This is a genomic window from Archangium lansingense, from assembly GCF_026626635.1.
In the GTDB taxonomy this organism is placed as follows: Bacteria; Myxococcota; Myxococcia; order Myxococcales; family Myxococcaceae; genus Archangium; species Archangium lansingense.
This window is the reverse complement of sequence record NZ_JAPNKA010000001.1, coordinates 1,270,622-1,292,829: the sequence shown is the minus strand read 5'-3', so window position 1 is coordinate 1,292,829 and position 22,208 is coordinate 1,270,622. Positions and strand designations below refer to the sequence as shown.

22 protein-coding genes are annotated in these 22,208 nt (G+C 68.3%); 10 read left to right on the top strand and 12 right to left on the bottom strand.

Annotation, left to right across the window (positions count from 1 at the left end; all coding sequences use genetic code 11):
- From OV287_RS05290 to OV287_RS05280, 3 genes are all read right to left on the bottom strand, one after another.
- Positions 1-1,812, bottom strand: a complete 1,812-nt coding sequence (locus OV287_RS05290; RefSeq protein ID WP_267532880.1) for a protein kinase domain-containing protein — start codon at positions 1,810-1,812, stop codon at positions 1-3.
- Positions 1,813-2,269: 457 nt separating this feature from the next.
- Entirely contained in the window at positions 2,270-2,398 is a 129-nt protein-coding gene (locus OV287_RS05285; RefSeq protein ID WP_267532879.1) for a hypothetical protein, read from the bottom strand.
- Positions 2,399-2,463: 65 nt separating this feature from the next.
- Positions 2,464-2,736 carry a type II toxin-antitoxin system RelE family toxin gene (locus tag OV287_RS05280; RefSeq protein WP_267532878.1) on the bottom strand — a complete coding sequence of 91 codons (273 nt, stop codon included), beginning with the start codon at positions 2,734-2,736 and terminating at the stop codon, positions 2,464-2,466.
- A 296-nt stretch (positions 2,737-3,032) separates the two neighbouring features.
- Here OV287_RS05280 and OV287_RS05275 point away from each other — a divergent pair, with 296 nt between their 5' ends.
- From OV287_RS05275 to OV287_RS05265, 3 genes are all read left to right on the top strand, one after another.
- Positions 3,033-4,373: a short-chain fatty acid transporter gene (locus OV287_RS05275; RefSeq protein WP_267532877.1), complete on the top strand. Its 1,341-nt coding sequence runs from the start codon at positions 3,033-3,035 to the stop codon at positions 4,371-4,373.
- 67 nt (positions 4,374-4,440) lie between these two features.
- The gene (locus tag OV287_RS05270) at positions 4,441-4,953 is read left to right on the top strand and encodes a hypothetical protein (RefSeq protein WP_267532876.1); all 513 of its coding nucleotides are present in this window, start codon (positions 4,441-4,443) and stop codon (positions 4,951-4,953) included.
- Positions 4,954-5,379: 426 nt separating this feature from the next.
- The gene (locus OV287_RS05265; protein WP_267532875.1) at positions 5,380-7,881 is read left to right on the top strand and encodes a sodium-translocating pyrophosphatase; all 2,502 of its coding nucleotides are present in this window, start codon (positions 5,380-5,382) and stop codon (positions 7,879-7,881) included.
- Positions 7,882-7,989: 108 nt separating this feature from the next.
- Here the strand turns inward: OV287_RS05265 and OV287_RS05260 are convergent, their stop codons facing one another.
- A complete protein-coding gene (locus tag OV287_RS05260; protein ID WP_267532874.1) occupies positions 7,990-8,310 on the bottom strand; it encodes a transcriptional regulator in 321 nt (106 codons plus the stop codon).
- A gap of 196 nt (positions 8,311-8,506) precedes the next feature.
- Here OV287_RS05260 and OV287_RS05255 point away from each other — a divergent pair, with 196 nt between their 5' ends.
- The 3 genes from OV287_RS05255 to OV287_RS05245 all read left to right on the top strand — a co-directional run bounded on the left by OV287_RS05255 (position 8,507) and on the right by OV287_RS05245 (position 10,382).
- The gene (locus tag OV287_RS05255) at positions 8,507-9,421 is read left to right on the top strand and encodes a fatty acid desaturase family protein (RefSeq protein ID WP_267532873.1); all 915 of its coding nucleotides are present in this window, start codon (positions 8,507-8,509) and stop codon (positions 9,419-9,421) included.
- Between the two features lie 118 nt (positions 9,422-9,539).
- Positions 9,540-9,746 (top strand): cold-shock protein, encoded by a 207-nt coding sequence (locus OV287_RS05250; RefSeq protein ID WP_047854950.1) that lies wholly within the window; start codon positions 9,540-9,542, stop codon positions 9,744-9,746.
- 69 nt (positions 9,747-9,815) lie between these two features.
- Positions 9,816-10,382, top strand: a complete 567-nt coding sequence (locus OV287_RS05245; RefSeq protein WP_267532872.1) for an endonuclease dU — start codon at positions 9,816-9,818, stop codon at positions 10,380-10,382.
- Between the two features lie 5 nt (positions 10,383-10,387).
- Here the strand turns inward: OV287_RS05245 and OV287_RS05240 are convergent, their stop codons facing one another.
- Positions 10,388-10,876: a hypothetical protein gene (locus OV287_RS05240; protein ID WP_267532871.1), complete on the bottom strand. Its 489-nt coding sequence runs from the start codon at positions 10,874-10,876 to the stop codon at positions 10,388-10,390.
- The gene (locus OV287_RS05235) at positions 10,873-11,430 is read right to left on the bottom strand and encodes a DUF2378 family protein (protein ID WP_267532870.1); all 558 of its coding nucleotides are present in this window, start codon (positions 11,428-11,430) and stop codon (positions 10,873-10,875) included. The genes OV287_RS05240 and OV287_RS05235 overlap by 4 nt, the downstream gene beginning before the upstream one ends.
- A 36-nt stretch (positions 11,431-11,466) precedes the next feature.
- Between OV287_RS05235 and OV287_RS05230 the strand changes: the two genes are divergently transcribed.
- Positions 11,467-12,219, top strand: a complete 753-nt coding sequence (locus OV287_RS05230) for a hypothetical protein (protein WP_267532869.1) — start codon at positions 11,467-11,469, stop codon at positions 12,217-12,219.
- 46 nt (positions 12,220-12,265) lie between these two features.
- Here the strand turns inward: OV287_RS05230 and OV287_RS05225 are convergent, their stop codons facing one another.
- From OV287_RS05225 to OV287_RS05210, 4 genes are read right to left on the bottom strand one after another with little or no spacing between them, the layout of a single operon-like run.
- Entirely contained in the window at positions 12,266-13,702 is a 1,437-nt protein-coding gene (locus OV287_RS05225; protein WP_267532868.1) for a TolC family protein, read from the bottom strand.
- A 53-nt stretch (positions 13,703-13,755) separates the two neighbouring features.
- On the bottom strand, positions 13,756-16,872 hold the full coding sequence (locus tag OV287_RS05220; RefSeq protein WP_267532867.1) for an efflux RND transporter permease subunit: 3,117 nt from the start codon (positions 16,870-16,872) through the stop codon (positions 13,756-13,758).
- Positions 16,873-16,902: 30 nt separating this feature from the next.
- Positions 16,903-18,006 (bottom strand): efflux RND transporter periplasmic adaptor subunit, encoded by a 1,104-nt coding sequence (locus OV287_RS05215; protein ID WP_267532866.1) that lies wholly within the window; start codon positions 18,004-18,006, stop codon positions 16,903-16,905.
- The gene (locus tag OV287_RS05210; RefSeq protein ID WP_267532865.1) at positions 18,003-18,758 is read right to left on the bottom strand and encodes a TetR family transcriptional regulator; all 756 of its coding nucleotides are present in this window, start codon (positions 18,756-18,758) and stop codon (positions 18,003-18,005) included. The genes OV287_RS05215 and OV287_RS05210 overlap by 4 nt, the downstream gene beginning before the upstream one ends.
- A 214-nt stretch (positions 18,759-18,972) precedes the next feature.
- Between OV287_RS05210 and OV287_RS56360 the strand changes: the two genes are divergently transcribed.
- Both OV287_RS56360 and OV287_RS05205 read left to right on the top strand, forming a co-directional pair.
- A complete protein-coding gene (locus tag OV287_RS56360) occupies positions 18,973-19,371 on the top strand; it encodes a hypothetical protein (RefSeq protein ID WP_373371803.1) in 399 nt (132 codons plus the stop codon).
- 6 nt (positions 19,372-19,377) lie between these two features.
- On the top strand, positions 19,378-19,860 hold the full coding sequence (locus OV287_RS05205) for a DUF6714 family protein (RefSeq protein ID WP_267532864.1): 483 nt from the start codon (positions 19,378-19,380) through the stop codon (positions 19,858-19,860).
- 27 nt (positions 19,861-19,887) lie between these two features.
- On the opposite strand, the gene OV287_RS05200 is transcribed toward OV287_RS05205, so the two are convergent.
- Positions 19,888-20,580: a DUF2293 domain-containing protein gene (locus tag OV287_RS05200; protein WP_267532863.1), complete on the bottom strand. Its 693-nt coding sequence runs from the start codon at positions 20,578-20,580 to the stop codon at positions 19,888-19,890.
- Between the two features lie 136 nt (positions 20,581-20,716).
- Here OV287_RS05200 and rnz point away from each other — a divergent pair, with 136 nt between their 5' ends.
- Positions 20,717-21,640, top strand: a complete 924-nt coding sequence (rnz, locus tag OV287_RS05195; RefSeq protein WP_267532862.1) for a ribonuclease Z — start codon at positions 20,717-20,719, stop codon at positions 21,638-21,640.
- An 18-nt stretch (positions 21,641-21,658) separates the two neighbouring features.
- Here the strand turns inward: rnz and OV287_RS05190 are convergent, their stop codons facing one another.
- Positions 21,659-22,174 (bottom strand): hypothetical protein, encoded by a 516-nt coding sequence (locus tag OV287_RS05190; protein ID WP_267532861.1) that lies wholly within the window; start codon positions 22,172-22,174, stop codon positions 21,659-21,661.
- Between the last annotated feature and the right edge of the window lie 34 nt (positions 22,175-22,208).

Here is a 22,208-nt window from a genome sequence, read left to right as displayed (position 1 = left end):
CTAACGGGGGGGCGCGGGGGACGCATGACCGCGCATCCTCGCTCGGAGGGCATGCCAGCGCTTGAGGGCTTCGAGGTGGAGAGGATCCACGCGGAGGGCAGCCTCGTAGGCGGAGAGGGCCTCGGACAGGCGGCCGGCGGAGCGGAAGGCGTCTCCGGAGGCCAGGTGCAGCAGCGAGTGGCCCTCGGTCTCCGGGTGGCGGGTGAGGTAGCGCCGGCGGCACGTCTCCAGGGCGGTGACGGTGAGGCCGGCGGCGAGGCAGCGCACCACGCCGTCCAGGTTGCGCAGCTCCGCGTCGTACTCCACGCGCCGCTCCAGGTGGCCAAGCACGAGGAGCGCCTCGGCCACCTTGCCGAGAGCGCGCTGAACGAGGGCGCGCTGGCCGGGAGACAGGGGGAGCGCGAGCAGGGGCTCGAGTCGGTTGCGAGAGTCGCGGGCGCTGGCGCGCACCATGTCGGCGTCCGCGTCCCGGGGCACGCTCAGCACCGTGTAATGGTTCCCGGAGAGCCGCTGGCGGAACTCGCGCAGCACGGGCTCGGCGCGGGCGTCATCCTGGGGAGCGGTGGGAGGCGTGGTCTCTGGGGGTTTCTCCCCCGCGAGCAGCCGGGTGAAGGTCTGTTGGAAGGCGGCGGTGGCGTCGCGCAGCTCCACGCCAAAGCCTGGCACCATGTTCCACGCCCGGGCCTGCTCGCCCGTCACGTGGCGCACCACCTGGCCGGTGCAGGGCAGCTCGCCCCCGGGCAGCCGCAGCAGCAGCGACACGTCCGAGAGGAGCGGCGGTGGCTCGTCGCCGGTGCGCACGAAGAGGCCGGTACGGCCCACGCGCTCACAGGGGTACTCGCGCATGCCCAGCGAGCCATGCACGGGCACACGCGCGAAGAAGCCGGACAGAGGCAGCGGCACGGGCGTGCGCGCCGGAGTGATGGAGGCCTCCAGGGCGGCGCGCAGCTCGGCGGCGGTGGCGAAGCGCGCCTCGGGCCGCTTGGCGAGCGCGCGCAACAGCACCGCGGAGAGCGCGGACGGAATCCCCGGGCGCACCTCGTGCGGTGGGCGCGGGGCCTGTTGCAGGTGGGCCACGAGGATTTCGGCGGCGTTGCTGCCGCTGAAGGGCGTGGTGCCAGTGAGCAGCAGATAGCCGAGCACCCCCACGGCGTAGAGGTCGGTGCGTGGATCCACGTCCGAGCCGCCACACTGCTCGGGGGCCATGAACTCGGGAGTGCCCATGAGCACGCCGGTGCGAGTGGGAGTCTCCCCTTCCAGCCGGACGAGTCGCTTGGCGATGCCAAAGTCGAGCAGCTTCACCCGGTGGCGCCCGTTGGGGCCCGTCACGAGGAAGAGGTTGGCGGGCTTGAGATCTCGGTGGACGATGCCGCGCGCGTGAGCGGCCCCGAGCGCGTCGCACACCTGGGCGAGCAGCTCCACGGCAAGCGGCGGCTCGAGCGGCCCGCGTGCGAAGGCGGCGAGGCTCTGGCCCTCCAGGTACTCCATGACGAAGTAGGGGTGGCCTTCGCGCGTGTCGAGGTCGTAGACGGTGACGACATTCTCGTGCTGCACGAGGCTCATCGCCCGCGCCTCGGCGAGGAAGCGGGAGACGAGCTCCGGCTCGTCGGCAAGGTGGGGGTGGAGCACCTTCACCGCGACGCGCTTGGGGATGAGGACGTGCTCGGCGAGCAGCACCGTGCCCATGCCACCGCGGCCCAGCTCGCATAGGGACATGAAGCTGCCGAAGCGCTGGCCCACGAGCTTCTCGGCCCGCCCGCCCGAAGGCGGCAGGGTCACCGAGCTCGGCGTGCAGGCCACAGGGGCCCGCACGACGGTGGGGCACTCCGCCAGTTCCGTGTGCGGAGTGTGGCAGGCGCAATTCGGGCGGGAGTCGGGTTCCACAGCGCCCTGGAGCCATGCCATGTTCGTGCCGCCGCGCCCGACGAGGGCTCGCGCACTTGGTATGTCGCGAAGTGGTTGAAGAACCCTGCCTGTAGGCCACTATCGGCGCGCATCCCCTCATTCGCTGGTACAGGGTGACGCCCGAGGGCCTGTAAAAAGCACCATAACCGGGCTGAAACTTCTACCGCTCCTCCGCCCGTTTCCAGTCCCCTCGGGTTGATCCGCTGCCGCTGCGCGGAGCCTCCTGAGCAGGCAGCGCCTTGGCCGCGCGCATCACCAACTGGTCCGACCATCGGACCAGTTGCTCGAATTCGGGCCCGGCAGGTGCTCCTGGTTCGGCGGCGCGAAGTGCGCGGAACAGTGGTGACTCACGCGAGGTGGAGGATCAGCGGGCACCGCGGATGGCGGCGGGGGGCTTCGCGAGCGAGGTGCTGGAGGGCGGGGAGAAACCAGCCAGAGTGCGGGGCATCATCGCCGAGGGGGGATCGATGACGGCGTACAGCCTCCTGCGCACCGGGTGAAGCCACATCTCCTCTCCCCGAAGGGGTGAGGTTGCAACGGGCGACGGGGGGAGCCGCGTCAGTGACGGCCGTTGGCGGCCAGGAGATCCAAGGACAGCGAGGCCTCTTCGGTCTCCTCCTGCTCGACGTCGAGCACGGAGACGGTGCGGCAGGACTCGTCGACCTCGTAGAGGAGGGCGTACCCATCCACAATGCAGCGCAGCAAGGGCCGGTCCGTGGCGCCGAGCTTGAACCAGAGCGGGTTGAGGGGAGGAGCCACCTCGGCCAGCTGGGCGATGTCGTCGATGCGCCGATGCACGCGTTCGACGAGTCCGGGTGGAAGCGCTTTCAAGGTGCTCCACAGCTCCACAGGGATATGGACGCGGTAGGCCATGAGGGGGCAGATGGCCATTGCACTTCAGAGCGACAAGTGGGGGGCTGCGCATTCCCTGACATGTGGGGCCGTCCCACGAGGACTTTCCGATGGAATCCAGACACTCGGAGGGCCTGGAGTGTGCGCCAGTCGTCACCGAAGTGGCCGCTGAGCCGTGACGGGGTCACGCCGGTTTTCTCGGAAGGCGTGCTGCTCCGTGTTCAGATGCGCCGAGGGAAGGTACGACCTCCCCCCTCATTGGAGCCCGACGTCCCGTGGAAACACTCGTTCGCATCGCGGAGGCCCTTGGCCGTTTCTCCGCGCGCTTCGTGCCCAGCTCGTTCGCCATCGCGGTGCTGCTCTCGCTGCTCACCATGGGGCTGGCGATGGGCTGGGCGGACACGCCGTCTGGGCGGGTGGTGGACGCCTGGGGAAGCGGCTTCTGGGAGCTGCTCACCTTCTCCATGCAGATGGCGCTGGTGATGTTCACCGGGTACCTGCTGGCGCTCACCCGTCCGGTGCGTGGGCTGCTGGAGCACCTGGCGGGGCTGGCGCGCAGCCCTCGGGGCGCGGTGGTGCTCATGGCCTCGGTGTCCATGGGCCTGGCCTACATCAACTGGGGCCTGTCCCTGGTGGCCAGCGCCATGCTGGTGCGCTTCGTGGTGCGACGACAGCCGGACGTGGACTACCGCTTGCTGGTGGCCTGTGCGTACTTCGGCCTGGGCGCCACCTGGCACGCCGGCCTGTCCGCCTCCGCCCCGCTGCTGGTGGCCACCCCCGGCCACTTCCTGGAGAAGCAGCTCGGCATCATCCCCATCGACCGGACACTCTTCTCCCCCTTCAACCTCGGGCTCACCGTGGCGGTGGTGGGCGGCCTCACGCTGCTGGCGTGGGCTCTGCACCCGCGGCCCGAGCGCGCCGTGCGGGTGAACCCGGCCATCCTCGAGCAGCTCAAGGACTTCGAGCCGCCCGTGCGCCCGAGCGAGAAGAGCGCCGCCGTGTGGATGGACTACTCGCCGCTGCTCAACGTCGTCTTCGGCGTGCTGGGCCTCGTCTGGTTCGGGCGCCACCTGTGGCTCAACGGCGGCTGGAAGGCCATCAACCTCAACGTGGTGAACTTCCTCTTCCTCACGCTGGCGGTGCTGCTGCACGGCACGCCCGCGCGGCTGCTCAAGGCCAGCGAGGAGGCCGCCAGCGTGCTGCACGGCATCGTGCTGCAGTTCCCGCTCTACGCGGGCATCTACGGCATCTTCAAGGCCACCGGCCTCACCGAGCGCATCGGCCAGCTCTTCGTTTCCCTCTCCACGACCCAGACGTTCCCCGCCATCGTCTATCTCTACAGCGGTGTGGTGAATTACTTCGTGCCCTCGGGCGGCTCCAAGTGGGCCATCGAAGCACCCTACCTGCTGCAGGCGGCCCAGACGCTCGGAGTGGCACCCGAGAAGGTGGTGCTCGCGTACGCCTGGGGGGACATGGCCACCGACCTCATCCAGCCCTTCTGGGCCCTGCCCTTGCTGGCGGTGGCGCGGCTCGACTTCAAGGACATTCTCGGCTTCCTGCTGGTGGCCTTCTTCGTCTACTTGCCGCTCGTCACCCTCGCCTTCTTCCTGTGGTAGACACCTGCTCCCAGCGGGCCGGCGGTCCTGGCTGGCCCTGCTCAGCCCGAATCGAGGGGGAAACATCATGGCAAGCAATCTGAAGAAGCTGGCGATGTGCGCGGTGGTGGCGTTCGGTGGCGTGGCGATGGCTCAGGAGGCGGAGCCGAGCGCCGCCCCGGCGCAAGAGCCCGTGAAGGCCCCGTCCGCCGACGCGGTGAAGACCACCTGGGAGTACTTCTACAAGGGCCAGGGCCAGGGCCCCGTGCTGGTGGACGCCAAGCTGTGCACCGAGGTCGCCAAGGATGGCCCCAACAAGTTCGAGTGCACCGTCGAGGCCAACCCCGACAGCATCAAGGCCGGCACCAGCATCATGCTGTGGCAGTCCTACCTGGTTCCCCAGGGCGACAGCATCGAGGACCTGATGGTCCAGGTGAAGCAGGGCACCGTGGTGCGCGAGACCAAGGACGTGAAGATCAAGGGCGAGGGCTGGCGCTCCCGCCAGTGGACTGGCGTGCGCATGAACAAGCCCGGCGAGTGGACCGTCAGCATCCTTCGCGGCGATCAGGAGCTGAAGAGCATCAAGGTAAAGGTGCTCTGAGACGTACTCCCTCTCCCTCTGGGAGAGGGTGGGGGTGAGGGTCTTTACGAGAAGCCTACCTTACCTGTGGGATAAGGCCCGGAGCGGCCCGGGCGCGCCGGAACACCCTCACCCTGTCCCTCTCCCAGAGGGAGAGGGTTGAACTCGGGAACCGCTATACCCTCACCCCGTCCCTCTCCCGAGGGGAGAGGGGATGTTGCAACACTTGCTCTTACGGGAATTCGACTTCCCTACCGGGGCCGTGGTACACGCGGGCCGCCTTCAGGCGTGCTCTCCGGCCCTGAAGGGCGAGGCTGTGCTGAAGCGTCGGCGTGCGGTCCCCCCGCCCGCAGGCGGCCAACCCCTCGACACCCCCTCTTCTTCCCGGCGTGCGGAGGCCGAGAGCGCCGCCGCCACAGATGATGAGCTTTTGAGGAGTTGAACCCCATGAACCCCACTTCACGGATGGACGCTCTCCGCGCGAGCGTCACCGGAACCGCCGTCAGGGTCCTCGGACTCCTGGCCGTGCTGGCCTCCGGCTCCGCCCGCGCCAGCGAGGCGGACCTCGTCCTCCCTGACTTCAGCCAGATCACCTTCGTCGGTGGTCTCAACGGCCGCGCCCTGCTGATGGCGGGCATCGCCGTCTCCATCTTCGGCCTCGTGTTCGGCTTCATGCAGTACACGGCGCTGCGCAACCTGCCGGTCCACAAGTCGATGCTCGAGATCTCCGAGCTCATCTACGAGACCTGCAAGACGTACCTCGTCACCCAGGGCAAGTTCATCCTCATCCTCGAGGTGCTCATCGGCGCCGTGATGGTGGTGTACTTCGGCTTCCTGCAGCACATGGCGCCCGTCAAGGTCGTCACCATCCTGGTGTTCAGCCTCATCGGCATCGCGGGCAGCTACGGCGTGGCCTGGTTCGGCATCCGGGTGAACACCTTCGCCAACAGCCGCACCGCCTTCGCCTCGCTGCGCGGCAAGCCCTACCCCACCTACGCCATCCCCCTGCAGGCCGGTATGTCCATCGGCATGGTGCTCATCTCCACCGAGCTCCTGCTGATGCTCATCATCCTCCTGTTCGTCCCGCGCGACTTCGCGGGTCCCTGCTTCATCGGCTTCGCCATCGGTGAGTCGCTCGGCGCCTCGGTGCTGCGCATCGCCGGCGGTATCTTCACGAAGATCGCCGACATCGGCTCCGACCTGATGAAGATCGTCTTCAAGATCAAGGAAGACGACGCGCGCAACCCGGGCGTGATCGCCGACTGCACCGGTGACAACGCCGGTGACTCGGTGGGCCCCTCGGCCGACGGCTTCGAGACCTACGGCGTGACGGGCGTGGCGCTCATCACCTTCATCCTCCTGGCGGTGCCGGAGGCGTTCCAGGTCCAGCTGCTCGTCTGGATTTTCATGATGCGCATCGTGATGGTGCTGGCCTCGCTCGGCTCCTACGGCCTCAACGGCATCATCCAGGGCGGCAAGTACAAGAACGCGGACCACATGAACTTCGAGCACCCGCTCACGTTCCTGGTGTGGCTGACCTCCATTGTGTCCGTGGCGCTGACGTTCCTGGTCTCCTACCTGCTCATCCCCAACCTGGCCGGTGACGGCACCCTGTGGTGGAAGATGTCGGCCATCATCACCTGTGGCACCCTGGCCGGCGCCATCATCCCCGAGGCCATCAAGGTCTTCACCTCCACCGAGAGCCGCCACGTGCGCGAGGTCGTCACGGCCTCCCGCGAGGGTGGTGCGTCCCTCAACGTCATCTCGGGCCTGGTGGCTGGTAACTTCTCCGCCTACTGGATGGGCATCATCATCGCGGGCCTGATGGGCGGCGCCTACTTCTTCAGCATGGACATCCCCAGCACGCTGATGATCGCCCCGGCGGTGTTCGCCTTCGGTCTGGTGGCCTTCGGCTTCCTGGGCATGGGTCCGGTCACCATCGCGGTGGACTCGTACGGCCCCGTGACGGACAACGCGCAGAGCGTGTACGAGCTGTCCCTCATCGAGAACGTCCCCAACGTGAAGGAGGAGGTCAAGAAGGACTTCGGCTTCACTCCGGACTTCGAGAAGGGCAAGGAGTACCTCGAGGAGAACGACGGCGCGGGCAACACCTTCAAGGCCACCGCCAAGCCGGTGCTCATCGGCACCGCCGTGGTGGGCGCCACCACGATGATCTTCTCCATCATCGTCATCCTCATCGGGAACAAGACGGCCACGGGCAACGTGGTGCTGGACGCGACCAAGCAGGGCTATCTCAGCCTGCTGCACGCCCCGTTCCTGCTCGGCCTCGTGACGGGCGGCGCGGTCATCTACTGGTTCTCCGGCGCCTCGATGCAGGCGGTGTCCACCGGCGCCTACCGCGCGGTGGAGTTCATCAAGGCCAACATCAAGCTGGAGGGCGTGGAGAAGGCGAGCGTGGAGGACTCCAAGCGCGTGGTGGAGATCTGCACCCAGTACGCGCAGAAGGGCATGCTCAACATCTTCCTGGGTGTGTTCTTCAGCACCCTGGCCTTCGCGTTCCTCGAGCCGTACTTCTTCGTGGGCTACCTCATCTCCATCGCCATCTTCGGTCTGTACCAGGCCGTCTTCATGGCCAACGCCGGTGGCGCGTGGGACAACGCGAAGAAGCTGGTGGAGACGGAGCTGAAGGCCAAGGGCACGGATCTGCACGCGGCCACGGTCGTGGGCGACACGGTCGGCGACCCGTTCAAGGACACCTCGTCCGTGGCGCTCAACCCGGTCATCAAGTTCACCACCCTCTTCGGCCTGCTCGCCGTGGAGCTGGCGGTGGAGCTGAACGCGTCCGGCCAGGGCACCCTCACCACGGTGCTCGCGTGCGCCTTCTTCGTCGCCTCGATGGTGTTCGTGTACCGCTCCTTCTACGGCATGCGCATCGAGACCCCGATGGCCGCCATCGCCGAGGGCAAGCCGGGCGTGAAGCCGGCCTAGTCACTCGCGGCCCCCACGGGCTGAAGTGACACGAGCGGCGGGAGGCCTTGGGCTTCCCGCCGCTTCGCTTTTGCGGGCCCCTTCCGGCGAGCCCCTGACACGAGCCTCTCAGCGGATGCGGAACGCGGGCGGCTCGATGCGGGTGGAGCGGCACTCGGGGCAGGAGCCGGGCCGGGTCAGGCGCTTGCGATCCTTGAAGACGAAGCCGCAGGCGAGACACTCGGAGGGAATCACCTCCAGCGCGGCGCCCCCGGCGCGCAGGGACTTCTCCAGGTGCTCCAGGTGTCCGGCCACGTCCTTCTCGGAGATGCCCACCCGCGCGGAGAGCTCCTTCGCGGTAAGGCCCGTCTCCGGTGCCGAGGACAGCTCGGCCTCCAGCGCGCCGCGCACCGTGGCGCCTCGAGGTTGGGGAACAGGGCTGGGATTCATACGCCGCTACCTCCCACGTTGAGAGTAGTCACGCTCCGCCGCTGGCGCTCACGCACCATGCCCGCTCGGCCAGCGCGAGGCGTGTTCCCTTCCTGAAACGGCTCTAGGTGTCCCATACTGGGTCGGTTATAGCCCCGGGACAACCATGACTCCTCGCTATGCAGCCGACTACCGAACCCTTCTCTGGTGTCTCTTCATGCCGGTCGTCGCCCTGGCGCAGTACGCCAGGCCCGAGCTTATTCCGTACCTCAGCCCGCTCGGCTGCTATCTGGCCTTGGCCGCGGGTGTCATTGCGCACAATCACAACCACTGCCCCACCTTCAAGAACCGGCGCCTCAACACGCTGATGGGCCTGTGGATTTCGCACTTCTACGGCTACCCCACCTTCGCCTGGGTGCCGACGCACAACCTCAACCACCACAAGCTGGTGAACAAGGCGGGCGACGCCACCATCACCTGGCGCCACACCAACAAGAACAACTGGCTGGTGGCCTTCACCTACTTCTTCGTCTCCTCCTACTGGCAGAGCGATCCCATCAAGCAGTACATCGCCAAGGCGCGCCGCTCCAACCCCGCGCTCTTCCGGCAGATCATCCTGCAGTACGTGGTGTGGGCGGGCGCGCATCTGGCGCTGCTGGGCGTGGCCATCGCGATGCACGGGCTGGGGCTCGGCTTCAAGGTGTGGACGTTCGCCTTCCTCATCCCGGCGCTCTTCGCGCTGTGGACCATCATGTTCTTCAACTACATCCAGCACGTCCACACGGACCCCTGGAGCGAGCATGACCACTCGCGCAGCTTCGATGGCAAGCTGATCAACTTCTTCCTCTTCAACAACGGCCTGCACACGGCCCACCACGAGATGGCGGGCGCGCACTGGAGCACCCTGCCCGAGCTGCACGCCAAGATTGCCCCGCACATCAACCCGGAGCTCATCCAGCGCAGCTTCTTCGGCTGGTGCATCAGCAACTACGTGCTGGCGCCCTTCTTCCCCAGCCTGGGCACGAAGCAGATTGGCCGCGCGCCCTTCGATCCGCCCACGGGCGAGTCCGTGCGGATGACCTCCGAGGACGTGGACGCACTGGAATCGGGCATCAACGCTGCTCGAAGCTGAACAATCGGGGGATTCCCCTCTCGACATTCAGAAATGAACGGACTACGCCTTACGCCCAGGCTCAAGTCCGAGTCCGAAAGGCGGCATGTTCCGCCTTGTAACGAAAGAAGAACGGTTCATGGCAACTGGTACTGTCAAGTGGTTCAACGACGCGAAGGGCTTCGGTTTCATCACGCAGGACGGCGGTGGTGAGGACGTGTTCTGCCACCACACGGCCATCAACATGGATGGCTTCCGCACCCTGGCCGAGGGTCAGCGCGTGGAGTTCGAGGTGACCAAGGGCCCGAAGGGCCTGCAGGCCCAGAACGTTCGCGCCGCCAGCTAATCCGCCCCCGCGGATGAGCCAAGGAGCCTGACCTCTTCAAGAGGTCGGGCTCTTTCTTTTTGGGTGACCATGCGCCTGCCGCCCCTGCCCCGAGTCGCGGGATTCGACGATGCCCCCTTCGCCAAGCGCCCCGGCGCGAAGGTGCCCCTGGTGGGAGTGGTGTGCGCGGGGACGCGCTTCGAGGGGCTCGTCTGGGGACGGGTGCGTAAGGACGGGTGGACGGCGACGGACGAGGTGTGCCGGCTGCTGGTGGGAGGCAAGTTCCTGCCGCAGCTTCACCTGGTGCTGCTGGACGGCATCGCCTTCGGGGGCTTCAACGTGGTGGACCTGCCGCGGCTGGCGCAGACGCTGGGCAAGCCGTGCGTGACGGTGATGAGGAAGCTGCCGGACCTGGAGGCGATGGAGCGCGCGCTGCGCCACCTGCCGCGGCCGGAGAAACGGCTGGAGCTGCTGAGGAGGGCAGGCCCCATCCACCAGCGAGGAGGCTTCACGTTCCAGGTGCAGGGAGCAGAGCCAGCGTGGGTGGAGGAAGCGCTGAAGCGCCTGACGGACCGGGGGAACGTGCCGGAGGCGCTGCGGCTGGCGCACCTGATCGGCTCGGCGGTGATGACGGGAGAGAGCTCCAAGAGGGCCTGAGGCCCCTACCTGCGGACCTCGGGAGGAACCTGTTCCAACCAGCCCACCTCCAGAGAGCCCCACAACCCGAGCAACACAGCCTCGGCGGCATCATGCCGGAGAGACGTAGGCCGGGGCGCACCGGACCACTCAATCACCCGGCGAGCGAGCACATCGGCCGCATCCTTCGCCAGACCGCCACTGCGCTGCTCACGGGCATACAGGAGCCGGGCGCGCCAGTCCTGGGCGGACACGCGGAGCACGGGAAGCGCGCGCCGCAGGGCCTCGCGCTCCCACACCTCGGCGATGGGCCCGCCGCCCTCGAGCACCAGCCACGCGAGCGGACCGGCCGAGTGCAGGACGGAGGGCACCGCGCGCTTGAGGCGAGACTGGCTGCCGAAGTTCTGCGAGCGGTACCAGCGCAGCCGCCCGTTGGGGCCGTAGAGCGCCAGCCCCGAGCGCAACCCGAGGTCCACCGCGAGCAGCGCCGGCCCCTCGGGCGACTCCGGGCTCACGGCTCGCCCGTCCAGGACACCCGGAGGGAGACACCCTCGGCGGTGAAGTCGAGCACGTCCACGCCCACGCCCTCGTCTCCGGGCCGGGAGGCACGCAGCGTCGCGAGCATGGCTCCCTGGACGATATAGCGGGTGGGCCCAGGCTCGTTCACCCACAGCTCCACCTCGCTGAGCCCCTCGTCCGTCTGGCGGACCTCGGTGTAGTTGTTGCCCGAACGGAAGTTCTGCTCGGTGCGCGCGGCCAGGCGGCGCGGGCTCAGCAACTGGAGGACGCGGAACATCATCCGCCCGGTGAAGGTGTCCCGGTAGCCATCCACCATCCGCTCGCCCAGGAGCCGGTAGGAGACCTCCTCGGGCTCGCCGGGGTAGAGCGACTCGGCGACGATGGCGACACACCGGACCCAGGTCTCGAAGGGGTAGGCCGGGAGCAGCTTACGCTCCAGGTCCAGCCCGGCCCGGCGCAGCCGCTCCTTCACCGCCGGAGAAATCCGGCCGGCAAGCCCCCGCACGAAGAGGCCCTCGAAGGTATGTTCGTAGACGAGCCGCTCCGGCATGGCCGGGGAGTCTACAGTGGACGGGAGAGACACTTCATGGGACTACAAAAAGAGTTGGCGACGCTGGCCATGCGCGCCACCCCGTTGCCCGGCGGGGGTGACAATTTCATGGCCGCCGCCAACATCCCCACGCCAGTGCCAGAGCTGCCGGGCTCCATCGGCGCGGTGGCGCACGAGCCCTTCATGGCCCGCGAGACGCGGCGCTCGTTTGATCTGCTGGTCGCCTTCACCATCGGCGACTTCGCCGACACGACGGGGTGCTCCGAGTACTACAACCCGCACAGCCCCTGGTACAACGTGTTCTACGGTGCCTACGGGCTGCGCTCGTACGAGCCGGACGGGAGCGCCTGGGGCTTCCACGCGGACGGGAGCCCCAACATCCCCGAGATGCTCCAGGTACCAGAGCTCGACTACAACTGGCTCACCGCGGGCGCGCTCGGGTGCCCGCCGCCGCGCATGTGCTTCCGCACCGAGGAGCTGAAGCCGGGCCGGCACCGCTCCTGGCACGTGCTGGACGTGACGGCGACCATCCCCAGCGGGCTGCACTACCTGCGGGACGCCGTGTCGCCGGACCTCCGCTACTACGCCGTCTTCGGTCTGCCCCACGGCGACTTCATGGCGGGCGGGCGCCAGAGCTACGAGCCGGTGAAGATGCGCGGGAGGATGATCTACAAGCAGGTGGGCTCCAACCTCACGCTCGCCTGGGGCGGGCTGTGCCCGGACACGTCCGAGGGCCGGCAGCTGCTCTCGAACGTGCTGGACGTGATGGACCCGCTCTACCCGGGGTGAGTGTCCGGCAAGCGCTCCCTCTCCCTCTGGGAGAGGGGACCTCTCACTACTGCTTCGCCTGCTCCGACTCCTCGACCGAAGCGGCGATGCGGCCCGCGGCGCCAGCCAGCTCCACGCGGCGGATTTCGAGCGTGGCACGGGCCTGGGCCGCAGCGCTGGCGGCGAGGAAGCGCCGCGTGTCCGCGTCCGACATCTCCAGGCTGGTGGACATGCCGGCCCGGAAGGCCGCCGCCACCTGCTGCTGCACCCGAGCTGCGAGATGTGCCTGGGACTCAGCCTGAGCCAGCGCGGCCTCGGCGGCCTGGATGTTGGCCTTGGCCGCCACCCAGTTGGCGTGGGCCCTGGCGCGCGCCGACTCGTACTGCGCCTTGGCCTGCGCCAGCCGAGCCCGGTCCTCGTGCAGCGCCGCGTAGCGCTGCCCGCGGTCGTACAGCGGCATGGAGGCGGCGACGGACAGCTCGTAGGTGAGGTTCTGTCCGGTGAAGCCAGAGTTGGAGTTGTAGAGGCCGCGGGCCTGGGCCACCACGCTGGGCAGCCACGAGAAGAGGTCGTACGTCACCTTGCCCTCGTTGGCCTTCACCGCCAGGGAGGCCGAGCGCACCGCGTAGGTGTCCTCCCAGGGGCTCTGGTCCTCGGCAGGGATGAGCCAGCGGGGGCCGCCGGAGGCCTCGAACGGAGCGGGCTGCACCGACTCGCCTACCAGCGCGCCCAGGAGCGCCACGAGCTGCGCATACTGGCCAGAGAGCTGCGCGAGCTGCACGCGGGCCTGGGCCGTCTCCGACTGAGCGCGCAGCAGCGCCGCCTCCACCGTCATGCCCACGCCGAGCTGCGCCTTGGCCTCGCCCTCGCGCTGGAGGGCCACCGACTCAGCCTCACGCGCCGCGTCCATCATCTGCTGGATGCCCTGCAGCCCCAGGAAGGTGCGCGCCACCGCCAGCAGCACCTGCTCGCGAGCCTCCAAGGCGCCCAGCTCCGCCGCCTCCGCGCCCGCCTTCGCCGGGCCGAGCAGGAAGACGCCAGCCGGGGTGAAGAGGGGCTGGGAGATCTGCGCCGACGCGTAGCGCGAGTTCCTCGCCGTGATGACGACGGGCTCCGGGACCATCTGCGGATTGACCGGGGGAATCTGGAACACGCCGGCCACCAGCCCGACGAAACTGCCGAGGTCGAGCAGGGCCTCCGCGCTGGCGTGGACGAACTGGCCGCCGACCGTCACCTCGGGCTGCCAGGCCGTCCAGGCGCGACGAACACCGGCAGCGGCCACGGCGGCCTGAGCGCGGGCAGCGGCCACGTCCGGGCTCTGCACCGCGGCCAGGGAGAGCGCCTCCTTCAGCGTCACCGTGCGCAGCGAGGCGGGAGCAGGAGCCCCCACCGTCGCGGGCTGCGAGGCGGGAGCCTGGGCGAGCGCACCCAGCGGTGAAAGGGCGGCGAGGAGAACGAGCGACAGGGGGCGCCGGGAGGACCCGGCAGCGAATCGGATGAACATGGGCAGAGAGAAGCGAAGGAGGATGGGGGGGAGGGGCAGCGCGCCCGGGCCACTCAGGCGGCGCGCTGCTCCTTGGACTCCTGGACGGGGACGGGCAGGGCCTCGTCCTTCTTCGGGGCGCGCTTGGAGAAGCCGATGCGCTCCATGGCCGCGAACACCACCGGCACCACCAGCAGTGTGAGGAAGGTGGAGGTGATGACACCGCCGATGACGGCGATGGCCATGGGGGCGCGGAACTCGGAGCCCACGCCCTTGCCGATGGCGGTGGGCACCATGCCGATGGCCATGGCGGCGCTCGTCATGAGGATGGGACGCAGCCGGCGCGGGCCTGCCTTCATGAGCGCCTCGTCCACCGTGGCGCCTTCGCGCAGGTACTGCAGCGCTCCGTCCACCAGGAGGATGGCGTTCTTCGTCACCAGGCCCATCAGCAGGATGATGCCGATCATCGCGCCCATGGACACGTGGTAGCCGCCAAAGACGAGGCCCAGCAGCGCGCCCACGAGCGCGAGCGGCAGCGACACCATGATGGTGAAGGGGTGCTTGAGCGACTCGAACTGGCTGGCGAGCACCATGTAGATGAAGACGAAGGCCAGCAGGAACGCGGTGCTGAAGGCATCGTTCTGCTCGGACATCATCTTGATCTGCCCGTCGTAGATGAGCGAGTAGCCCGGAGGCAGCGGCTTCTCGGTCATCGCCTGCTTGAGCTTCGCCGCCACCTCACCCAGGGGGGCACCATTGAGCTGGGAGTAGATGGCGATCTGCCGCTGGCGGTTCTCGTGCTCGATGACGCTGGGGCCATCGCGCAGCTCCACCTTCGCCACGTCCGACACCGGGACGAGCCCCTTGGGCGTGGCGAGCATGATCTGCCGCACGCGCTCGGGGGTGCCGCGGTCGCGCTCGCTCAGCCGCACGCGGATCTCCGTCTCGTCGATGCCCTCGCGCAGCTTGGCGGACACGTCACCGCCAATGGACAGGCGCATCTGCATGGCGATGGCCGCGGCGCTCACACCCAGGTCCTTGGCACGAGCCCGGTCCACCTCGATGGCCAGCTCCGGCTTGGGCGGGTTGAAGTCCACGCGAACGTCCGCGGTGCCTGGAATGTCGCGCAGGATTTGAGCGATGCGCTCGGCCTCCTCGCGGATGGTCGCCAGCTCCGGGCCGGTGACGCGCACCATGACGGGGAAGAAGTCGCCGCCCAGGCCGTCGATGATGGGCAGGTCCTGCAGGTTGACGCGGGTGGCGGGCAGCGCCGGAGTGAGCAGCTCGCGCGCCTCCTCCTTGATGGCCTGGATGCCCCGCTGGCGCGACTTCTTGTCCGTGGTGATGACGCGCAGGCGCGCCTTGTTCACGTCACCGTTGTCACCAACGATGGCGTAGATGTCCGTCACCTCGGGGATGCTCTTGAGGACCTTCTCGGCCTGCGCCACGCGCGTGCCCGTCTGCTCCAAGCTGGAGGCATCGGGCAGGATGAGCTGCACGATGAACTGAGAGCGGTCCTCGGCCGAAAGGAACTCCATGCCCAGGCGGCTGGCGGCCCCGAAGGACACCACCATCACCAGCACGGTGATGCCCGTGGTGAGCCACTTGTGGTCGAGCACCCAGCGCAGGATGTTCGAGTAGACGCGCTCGCTGCCATCCAGGAAGCGGCGGATGGCGCTGGCCACCGCGTTCTCCTGGTGGTGCTCGCCTGGCTTGCGCTGCTTCGCCAGCCGCGCGGACAGCATCGGGTCCAGCGTGAAGGAGATGAAGAGGGAGATGAGCACCGCCACCGAGATGGTGATGCCGAACTGCTGGAGGAACTGGCCCACCATGCCCGGCATGAAGGCCACCGGGACGAACACCGCCACCAGCGCGAACGTGGTCGCGAGCACCGCCAGGCCTACGTCCTTGGTGCCGTTGGAGGCCGCGCTCACCGGATCCTCGCCCTGCTCCAGGCGGTGGGTGATGGCCTCGCGCACCACCACCGCGTCGTCGATGAGCAGACCGATGGCCAGCGACAACGCCAGCAGCGTCATCTGGTTGAGCGAGTAGTTCAGCAGGTACATCACGAAGAACGTGCCGACGACGGAGGTGGGCAGCGCCAGCGAGGAGATGAAGGTGCCGCGCGGATCCAACAGGAACATCAGGATGATGAGCACCGCCATCGCGCCGCCGAAGAGCAGGGCGATCCACACCTCGTGGGCGTTCTCGCGGATGTCCACCGACTGGTCGATGAGCAACCGCGTCTGGAAGTCGTGCCCCAGGGTGGGAATGATCTTCGCCATCGCCGTCTTCACCGCATCGCTCACCGCCACCGTGTTGGAGCCGGGCTGCTTGACGACCTCCAGGATGACGGCGTCCACCCCATTGAGGCGTGCCGTGGTGCGCCGCTCGGCCGCGCCGTCGGTGATGGTGGCGATCTCCTCCAGCCGCACCTGGGCACCCGTGCGGCTCTGGGCCACCGGGAGCTGGCGCAGCTCGTCCACACTCTTGAACTGGCCCAGCGAGCGCACCGTCAGCTCCGTGGGACCGAGCTGCAACCGGCCCGCAGGCAGGTCCAGGTTCTCCGAGCCAATCCGCTGGGCGATGTCCATCTGCGACACCCCCACCGCGCGCGCCTTGTCCAGGTCCACGTCCACCTGGATCTCCCGCACGTCACCGCCCTGGATGCTCACGTCGGCCACGCCTTCGATCTGCGCCAGGGCGGGCTTGAGCTTGTCCTCGATGATTTTGCGCACCGTGCGCGAGTCCGCCTGCGCGCTCGCCGCGTAGGTGAGGACGGGCACCGCGGAGATGTCCACGCGGCCCACCATCGGCGCATCCGCGTCCTGCGGCAGCTTGTTGACGATGGCCGAGACCTTGTCGCGCACCTCCTGCGCCGACCGGTCCAGGTTGGCCGACAGCTTGAACTGCACCACCACCGTGCCGACGTTCTCTCGGCTCCAGGAGTGAATCTTGTCCACGCCGCTGATGCCCGCGACGGCATCCTCGATGGGCTTGATGACCTGGGTCTCGATCTCACCCGGGCCGGCGCCCTTGTAGACGGTGCTTACCACCACCACTGGGATGGAGATGTCGGGGAAGAGATCGGTTCCCAGCCGGGTGTAGCCCATCACCCCGAGGACGATGAGGCAGAGGGACATCATGGCCGTGAAGATCGGCCGGCGAATGGAGACGTCGCTGAGGAGCATGGGGGACGCCCTGAAATCGTGCGGCGGGGATTACTTCACGGAGACGCGCGTACCCTCGGTGAGGGACGGCGTGGGGAACTCGACGACCTTGTCCAGCGGGGAGGCGGCCTTCACCACCACCTCGCGCAAGCCGCGCTCGATGACCTGGACGTCCACGCGGCGCACCTCGCCGGTGGAGGCCACCACGTAGACGTGGTCGCCGCCCGAGGAGGACAGCGCGGAGCTGGGCAGGGCCTGCGCCTCCTGCGAGTCGCTCAGCGGGAGGATGACGCGCGCCAGGGTGTTGGCCACGAAGCGGCCATCCTTGTTGGGCACCAGGACGTCCACCGGGATGCGGCGCGTGGCCGCGTCCGCCGAGGGGATGATGGTGCGAATGGTGGCCTCGTCCGTCGAGGCGCCGCCACCGATGACCTCCACGCGCACCTTCGTGCCCGGCTTGAGGCGGGCGCGCATGGACTCGGCCACCGTCGTCTTCAGCAGCAGGGTGCCCAGGTTCTCCACCGAGAACATGGGGACGCCCGGGCCCACGATGGCGCCCACCTGCTCGGGCGCGTCCACGACGGTGCCGGAGAAGGGCACCTTGAGGTCGTGCTTGCGCCGGCCCGCCTGCGCCTGCGCGAGCTGCGCCTTGGCGGCGAGCAGCTGCGCCTCGGCCTGCTTCGCCTGGGTGGTGGAGGTGAGGTTCTGCAGGTCGCTCACGTTGCCCTGCTCCTGCAGCTTCGCGTTGCGACCGGCCACGTCGGCGGCCATGGCGGCGCTCACCTCGGCGGCGGCCACCGCGGCCTGGGCCTGGGCGAGCTGGGCGTCCGAAATCTCGGCGTTGAGCTGCGCGAGCACCTGGCCCTCCTGCACCGCCTGGCCCTTCTTCACGCGCACCTTGTCCAGGCGGCCTCCCACCTCGAAGCCCACCTGCAGGGCCTGGGCGGGGAAGAGCGTGCCCGTCACCTCCTCGCGCAGCGAGGTCGTCACCGAGCGCGGGGTGGTGAGCGTCACCGAGGGCAGCTCCGAGGCAGCGGCCTTGGTGGGGGCGGCGGGCGAAGCTGCGTCAGCCTTGCAGCCCGAGAGGGGAAGCACGGTGGCAGCCATGCCCACGGCGGCGAGCCCGGCGACGAGCGGCGTCCTGGAGAGTTTCACGGTCCTGACCTCGAGGTGCTACGGGTACGAGAGAGAGCGCGGGCCTTGGGCCGGCGCGGGGAAGTCTTCTTCTTGGGCGCGGCCGGAGCCGGCGTGACACAACCCGGGGGCATGCTGCCCTCGCGGATGAGTCGATGGATGGAGCGGGCCCACTCCTCCAGGTCCGGCTTTTGCGCCATCTGGCTCATCTGCTGCGCCAGCAGCACGTAGGTGCCAACGATGAGCGAGCCGATGACGGTGGGAGGCACGTCCGCGCGGCTCACGTGGTCCGCCTGCAGGCGCTGGAACTCCTGCGACACCCGCGTCACCTCACGGTCCACCACGCCCCACATCAGCGACTCGAACTCGGTGCCCTGACTGCCGCGCATGAGCACGTGCACCACGTCGCGGTAGGCCCACATCAGCTCCAGCGTGCCCAGGTCCGCCTCGGTGTTCATCTCCACCAGGCGCTCGTAGCGCTCGGAGCGCTCGGCCACGTCGCGAGCCTCCAGCGGGCCATGCTCGGCGAAGAAGCATTCCATCTGCTTCATCCGCCGCTCGATGAGCTCGTCCATCGCCGATGAGAACTCGGTCACCACCTCGGCGAAGAGGGCATCCTTGGAGGCGGCGTGCAGATAGAAGGCGCCTTTGGAGAGGCCACAGGCGGCGGTGATGTCCTCGATGCGCGCCCCACGCAGACCCTTCTTCACGAACTCCGCTCGCGCGGCTGCGATGAGGGCTGCACGAGCATGCGGATCCGCGGGACGAGCCATGACGAGCGCATAACTAACCCGCCGGTCAGAAACTCCGCCAGGGGGTTACTGAATCTCGGGTCAGAAACCACCCAACGTACTTATCGAACACATCAGAGTCACTAATTCACCACCATGCACGTACTCAGCACGCCAAGAGCAATGAGCATCCACCGTTGCATCCCTGGCACGCGGTGTCTCAAGCATCGCCGTCCAGTCTCCGGCGTTATCATGCATGCCCATGCGGCCTGCGCCCCTTGCTCGATGCATCCGAGGCACGTGCTCATTCCTGCTGATTGGGGCCCTCTGCACCTTCTCTGGCCCACTGAATGCCGAGCAGCCGCTCCGTTCCCCCGGCGATTGCTCCGAGGCGGAACACAAGCTGTTGAAGGAAGAGGTGGGACGGGCCTGCAAGGCCACAAGCATGAAGTGCCACGAGCATCAGGGCTGTGCCGAGTTGCTCGCGAACTGGCTGAAGTATCAGCGCTGCATCAGCGCCAGGGTGGCCATCATGGACAAATGCTTCCGCGGAGGGGATGAGAACCATCGCAGGGAGGTCGAGAACTATCGAAGCGGCGCCTCCGAATGCTCACGGCTCATGGCTCTGCAACGCTGCTCGGAACAGTGCCGGTGAATCAGGATGCTGAATTCCAGGCGTGAAGCCATCCGGCAGCAGCTCGAAGCCGCTTTCGCCGACGCGCCCTATCCCGGGGACGATCACATCGGCTACGACACCGAGGACTGGGAGAGTGCCGAACTGGTCCGCGCCTTCAAGGGGAAGCACTGGAAGGAACTGACCCCTGCCGAGCTTCAGTATCACTCCAGCTCGTTCCTGAGCTCGGAGGGCTTCAGGTACTACCTCCCCGCCTACCTGCTCGCCGCGTTGGAGGACCACGGGAACCTGATGCCCCATACCGTCTATGGGCTGACCCTTCCAGCGGGGTCCTCCTCCGGAGAGCAGCGTCTTCGGGCCTGGCAGCTCGAACGCTTCGAACAGCTATCTCCCGCCCAGAAACATGCTGTCCGCGCATTCCTGGAGTACGCCAGGGACAAGGCGTCGCACTACTTCTCGCAAGGGCAGGAGCCCCGCCTCGCGCTCACGAGGTATTGGAGGCTGAAATAGATTCCGCCGATACTGGAACCGGGGCCACTACGGAGCGGGAGCACCAAGCCGGCCCAGCGCGGTGCACAAGGGGCACGCGGCCGGGGCGTGGGGCGCGTCGCGGCGATGCAGGTCCAACACCGCACGGGACACCTCGGCCAGCTCGCGGCGCACCTCGCGGCGGGCCCCCTTCACCCGGGCGATGGAGAGGTTGTCGTAGGCAGTAGTCTGATGGCGCATCCAGGCGATGACGGCGGCCTCGGCGCGGCGCTCGATGGGGATGCGCTCGGTGCGAGCCACGGTGCCACTGCCCACCGGGGTGGCATGGGCCGCCACCGCCACCGCCAGCTTCTTTGCCTGGGCGGTGAAAACAGGTGCGAAGGCGAGGAAGCGCAGCACGGAGTTGGCGAAATCCACCTCGTACTCGGCCTGCTCCCGCTCGCGGCGGCGCACATCCGCCTCGCGGCGCTTGGCATAGGCGGGGGTAGCGCGCTCGACGTCCAGGACGGCCCGGGCGGCGGTGATGTGGGCCTCGGGCGCCCACACCCCCTGGGAGAAGACCTTGCGGCCCTTCTTCTCCACCACCGTCCAGCTCGGGCCGGCGGCCTTCACCCGACGCGTGAGCCCCGCGTCGCCCGGGGGCAGCAGGGCCCAGCCGGGGGGCACGGAGAGGATGGAGCCGTCGGCCGCGCGCACGCGGCGCGGGTCACTCGTGGGGGAGACTGTGAGGGAGTCGCTCATGTTCGGGGGCTGGCGCCTATACCGCAAGCGGCGTCAGAGGGGGAAGCACCCCCGCGTCAACCTCTGGTAGTAGATGGGGCATGTCGCCAGCGCTCGGATGCTGCGCGGGAGGGTCTCCATCGTGGGCAGCGCCGGTATGTCCATTCTCAGGCTCACGTTCCTCGGCACCTCGGCCGCACAGCCGACGCTGCACCGCAACCTGTCCGGGCTGGCGGTGAAAGCGGATTCGGACCTGCTGCTCTTCGACTGTGGCGAGGGCAGCCAGCGGCAGATGGTGCGCTTCGGCACCGGCTTCACCGTGGATGCCGTCTTCTTCACCCACTTCCACGCGGACCACTACCTGGGAATCATCGGCTTCCTGCGCACGCTGGGGATGATGGGGAGGGACTCGCCCGTGCAGCTCTACGGCCCGCCCCCGGCCCGGCGGCTGCTGCACCAGGCGGTGCACCTGGGCGTGGAGACGCTGTCCTTCCCCGTCGAGTTCCACGAGCTGCGCGACGGCGACAAGGTGGAGCGGCGCGGCTACACCGTGCAGGCCGTGGGGGTGGACCACCGCATCAACGCGCTCGGCTACGTGCTGCAGGAGGACGAGCGTCCGGGGAAGTTCAACCTGGAGAAGGCCAAGGCGATGGGGATTCCCTCGGGGCCCATCTACGGCCAGCTCCAGCGGGGCGAGACGGTGACGCTGCCAGACGGCCGCACCATCCGTCCCGAGGAGGTGGTGGGGGACGCGCGGCCCGGGCGACGGCTGGTCATCTCCGGAGACACCCGCCCGTGCCAGTCGCTGGTGCGCGCGGCGAAGGAGGCGGACCTGCTCATCCACGAGTCCACCTTCTCCGACGACGAGCAGGAGCGCGCGCATGAGACGCGGCACTCGACGGCTCGCGAGGCGGCGCAGGTGGCGCGCGATGCGGGAGCCAAGCGGCTCATCCTCACGCACCTGTCCAGCCGCCATGACACCGACCCCTCGCGGCTGCTCTCGCAGGCGCGCGAGGAGTTCAAGGGGCCCGTCGAGGTGGCGTACGACGGGCTCACCGTGGAGCTGCCCCTGCGCGACTGAGCGCGCGGGGCCGTGCCCCTACTTGATGGTCTTCTCGGCCTCATCACGCAGCGCCTTGGCCGCGTCCGGGTCCACGCGCTGCAGCAGCTCCCACTCCATCTCCATGTCGCGCACCATGTTGGTGGTGTCCGTGCCGAGCTCCCGACGCTGGCCCGTCGTCGCGTCCACGGGGCCCGGGCCGGACTCGGTGCGGTTCTGCTTGAAGATCTCCACCATGCACATGGCCGGGGTCGGCTGCTTGCCGCGCACCAGGTAGCGCACGTAGTTGGTGCCCAGCGTCGAGGGCGCGCCAACCATGTGCCAGTCGGTGCTGATCTCATACCCGCCCTGAGCCTCGCGCACCGGCAGCTCCTTCTCCTTCAGCAGCATCCGCACCTGCGGCCACACCTCGGCGATGGGCTTGCGGTACGTGTGCTGGGCCGCCTTGTCCTGGATATAGGCCTCGCGGCGGCTGGCCGCGCAGCCGGTGGCGAGCGAGGCAACGGCGAGCAGCACCAATGACAGAGACCACGGCGAGCGCTTCGACGGATTCATCGGGTTCTTCCCCACGAGCAGTTGAAGATGCGGT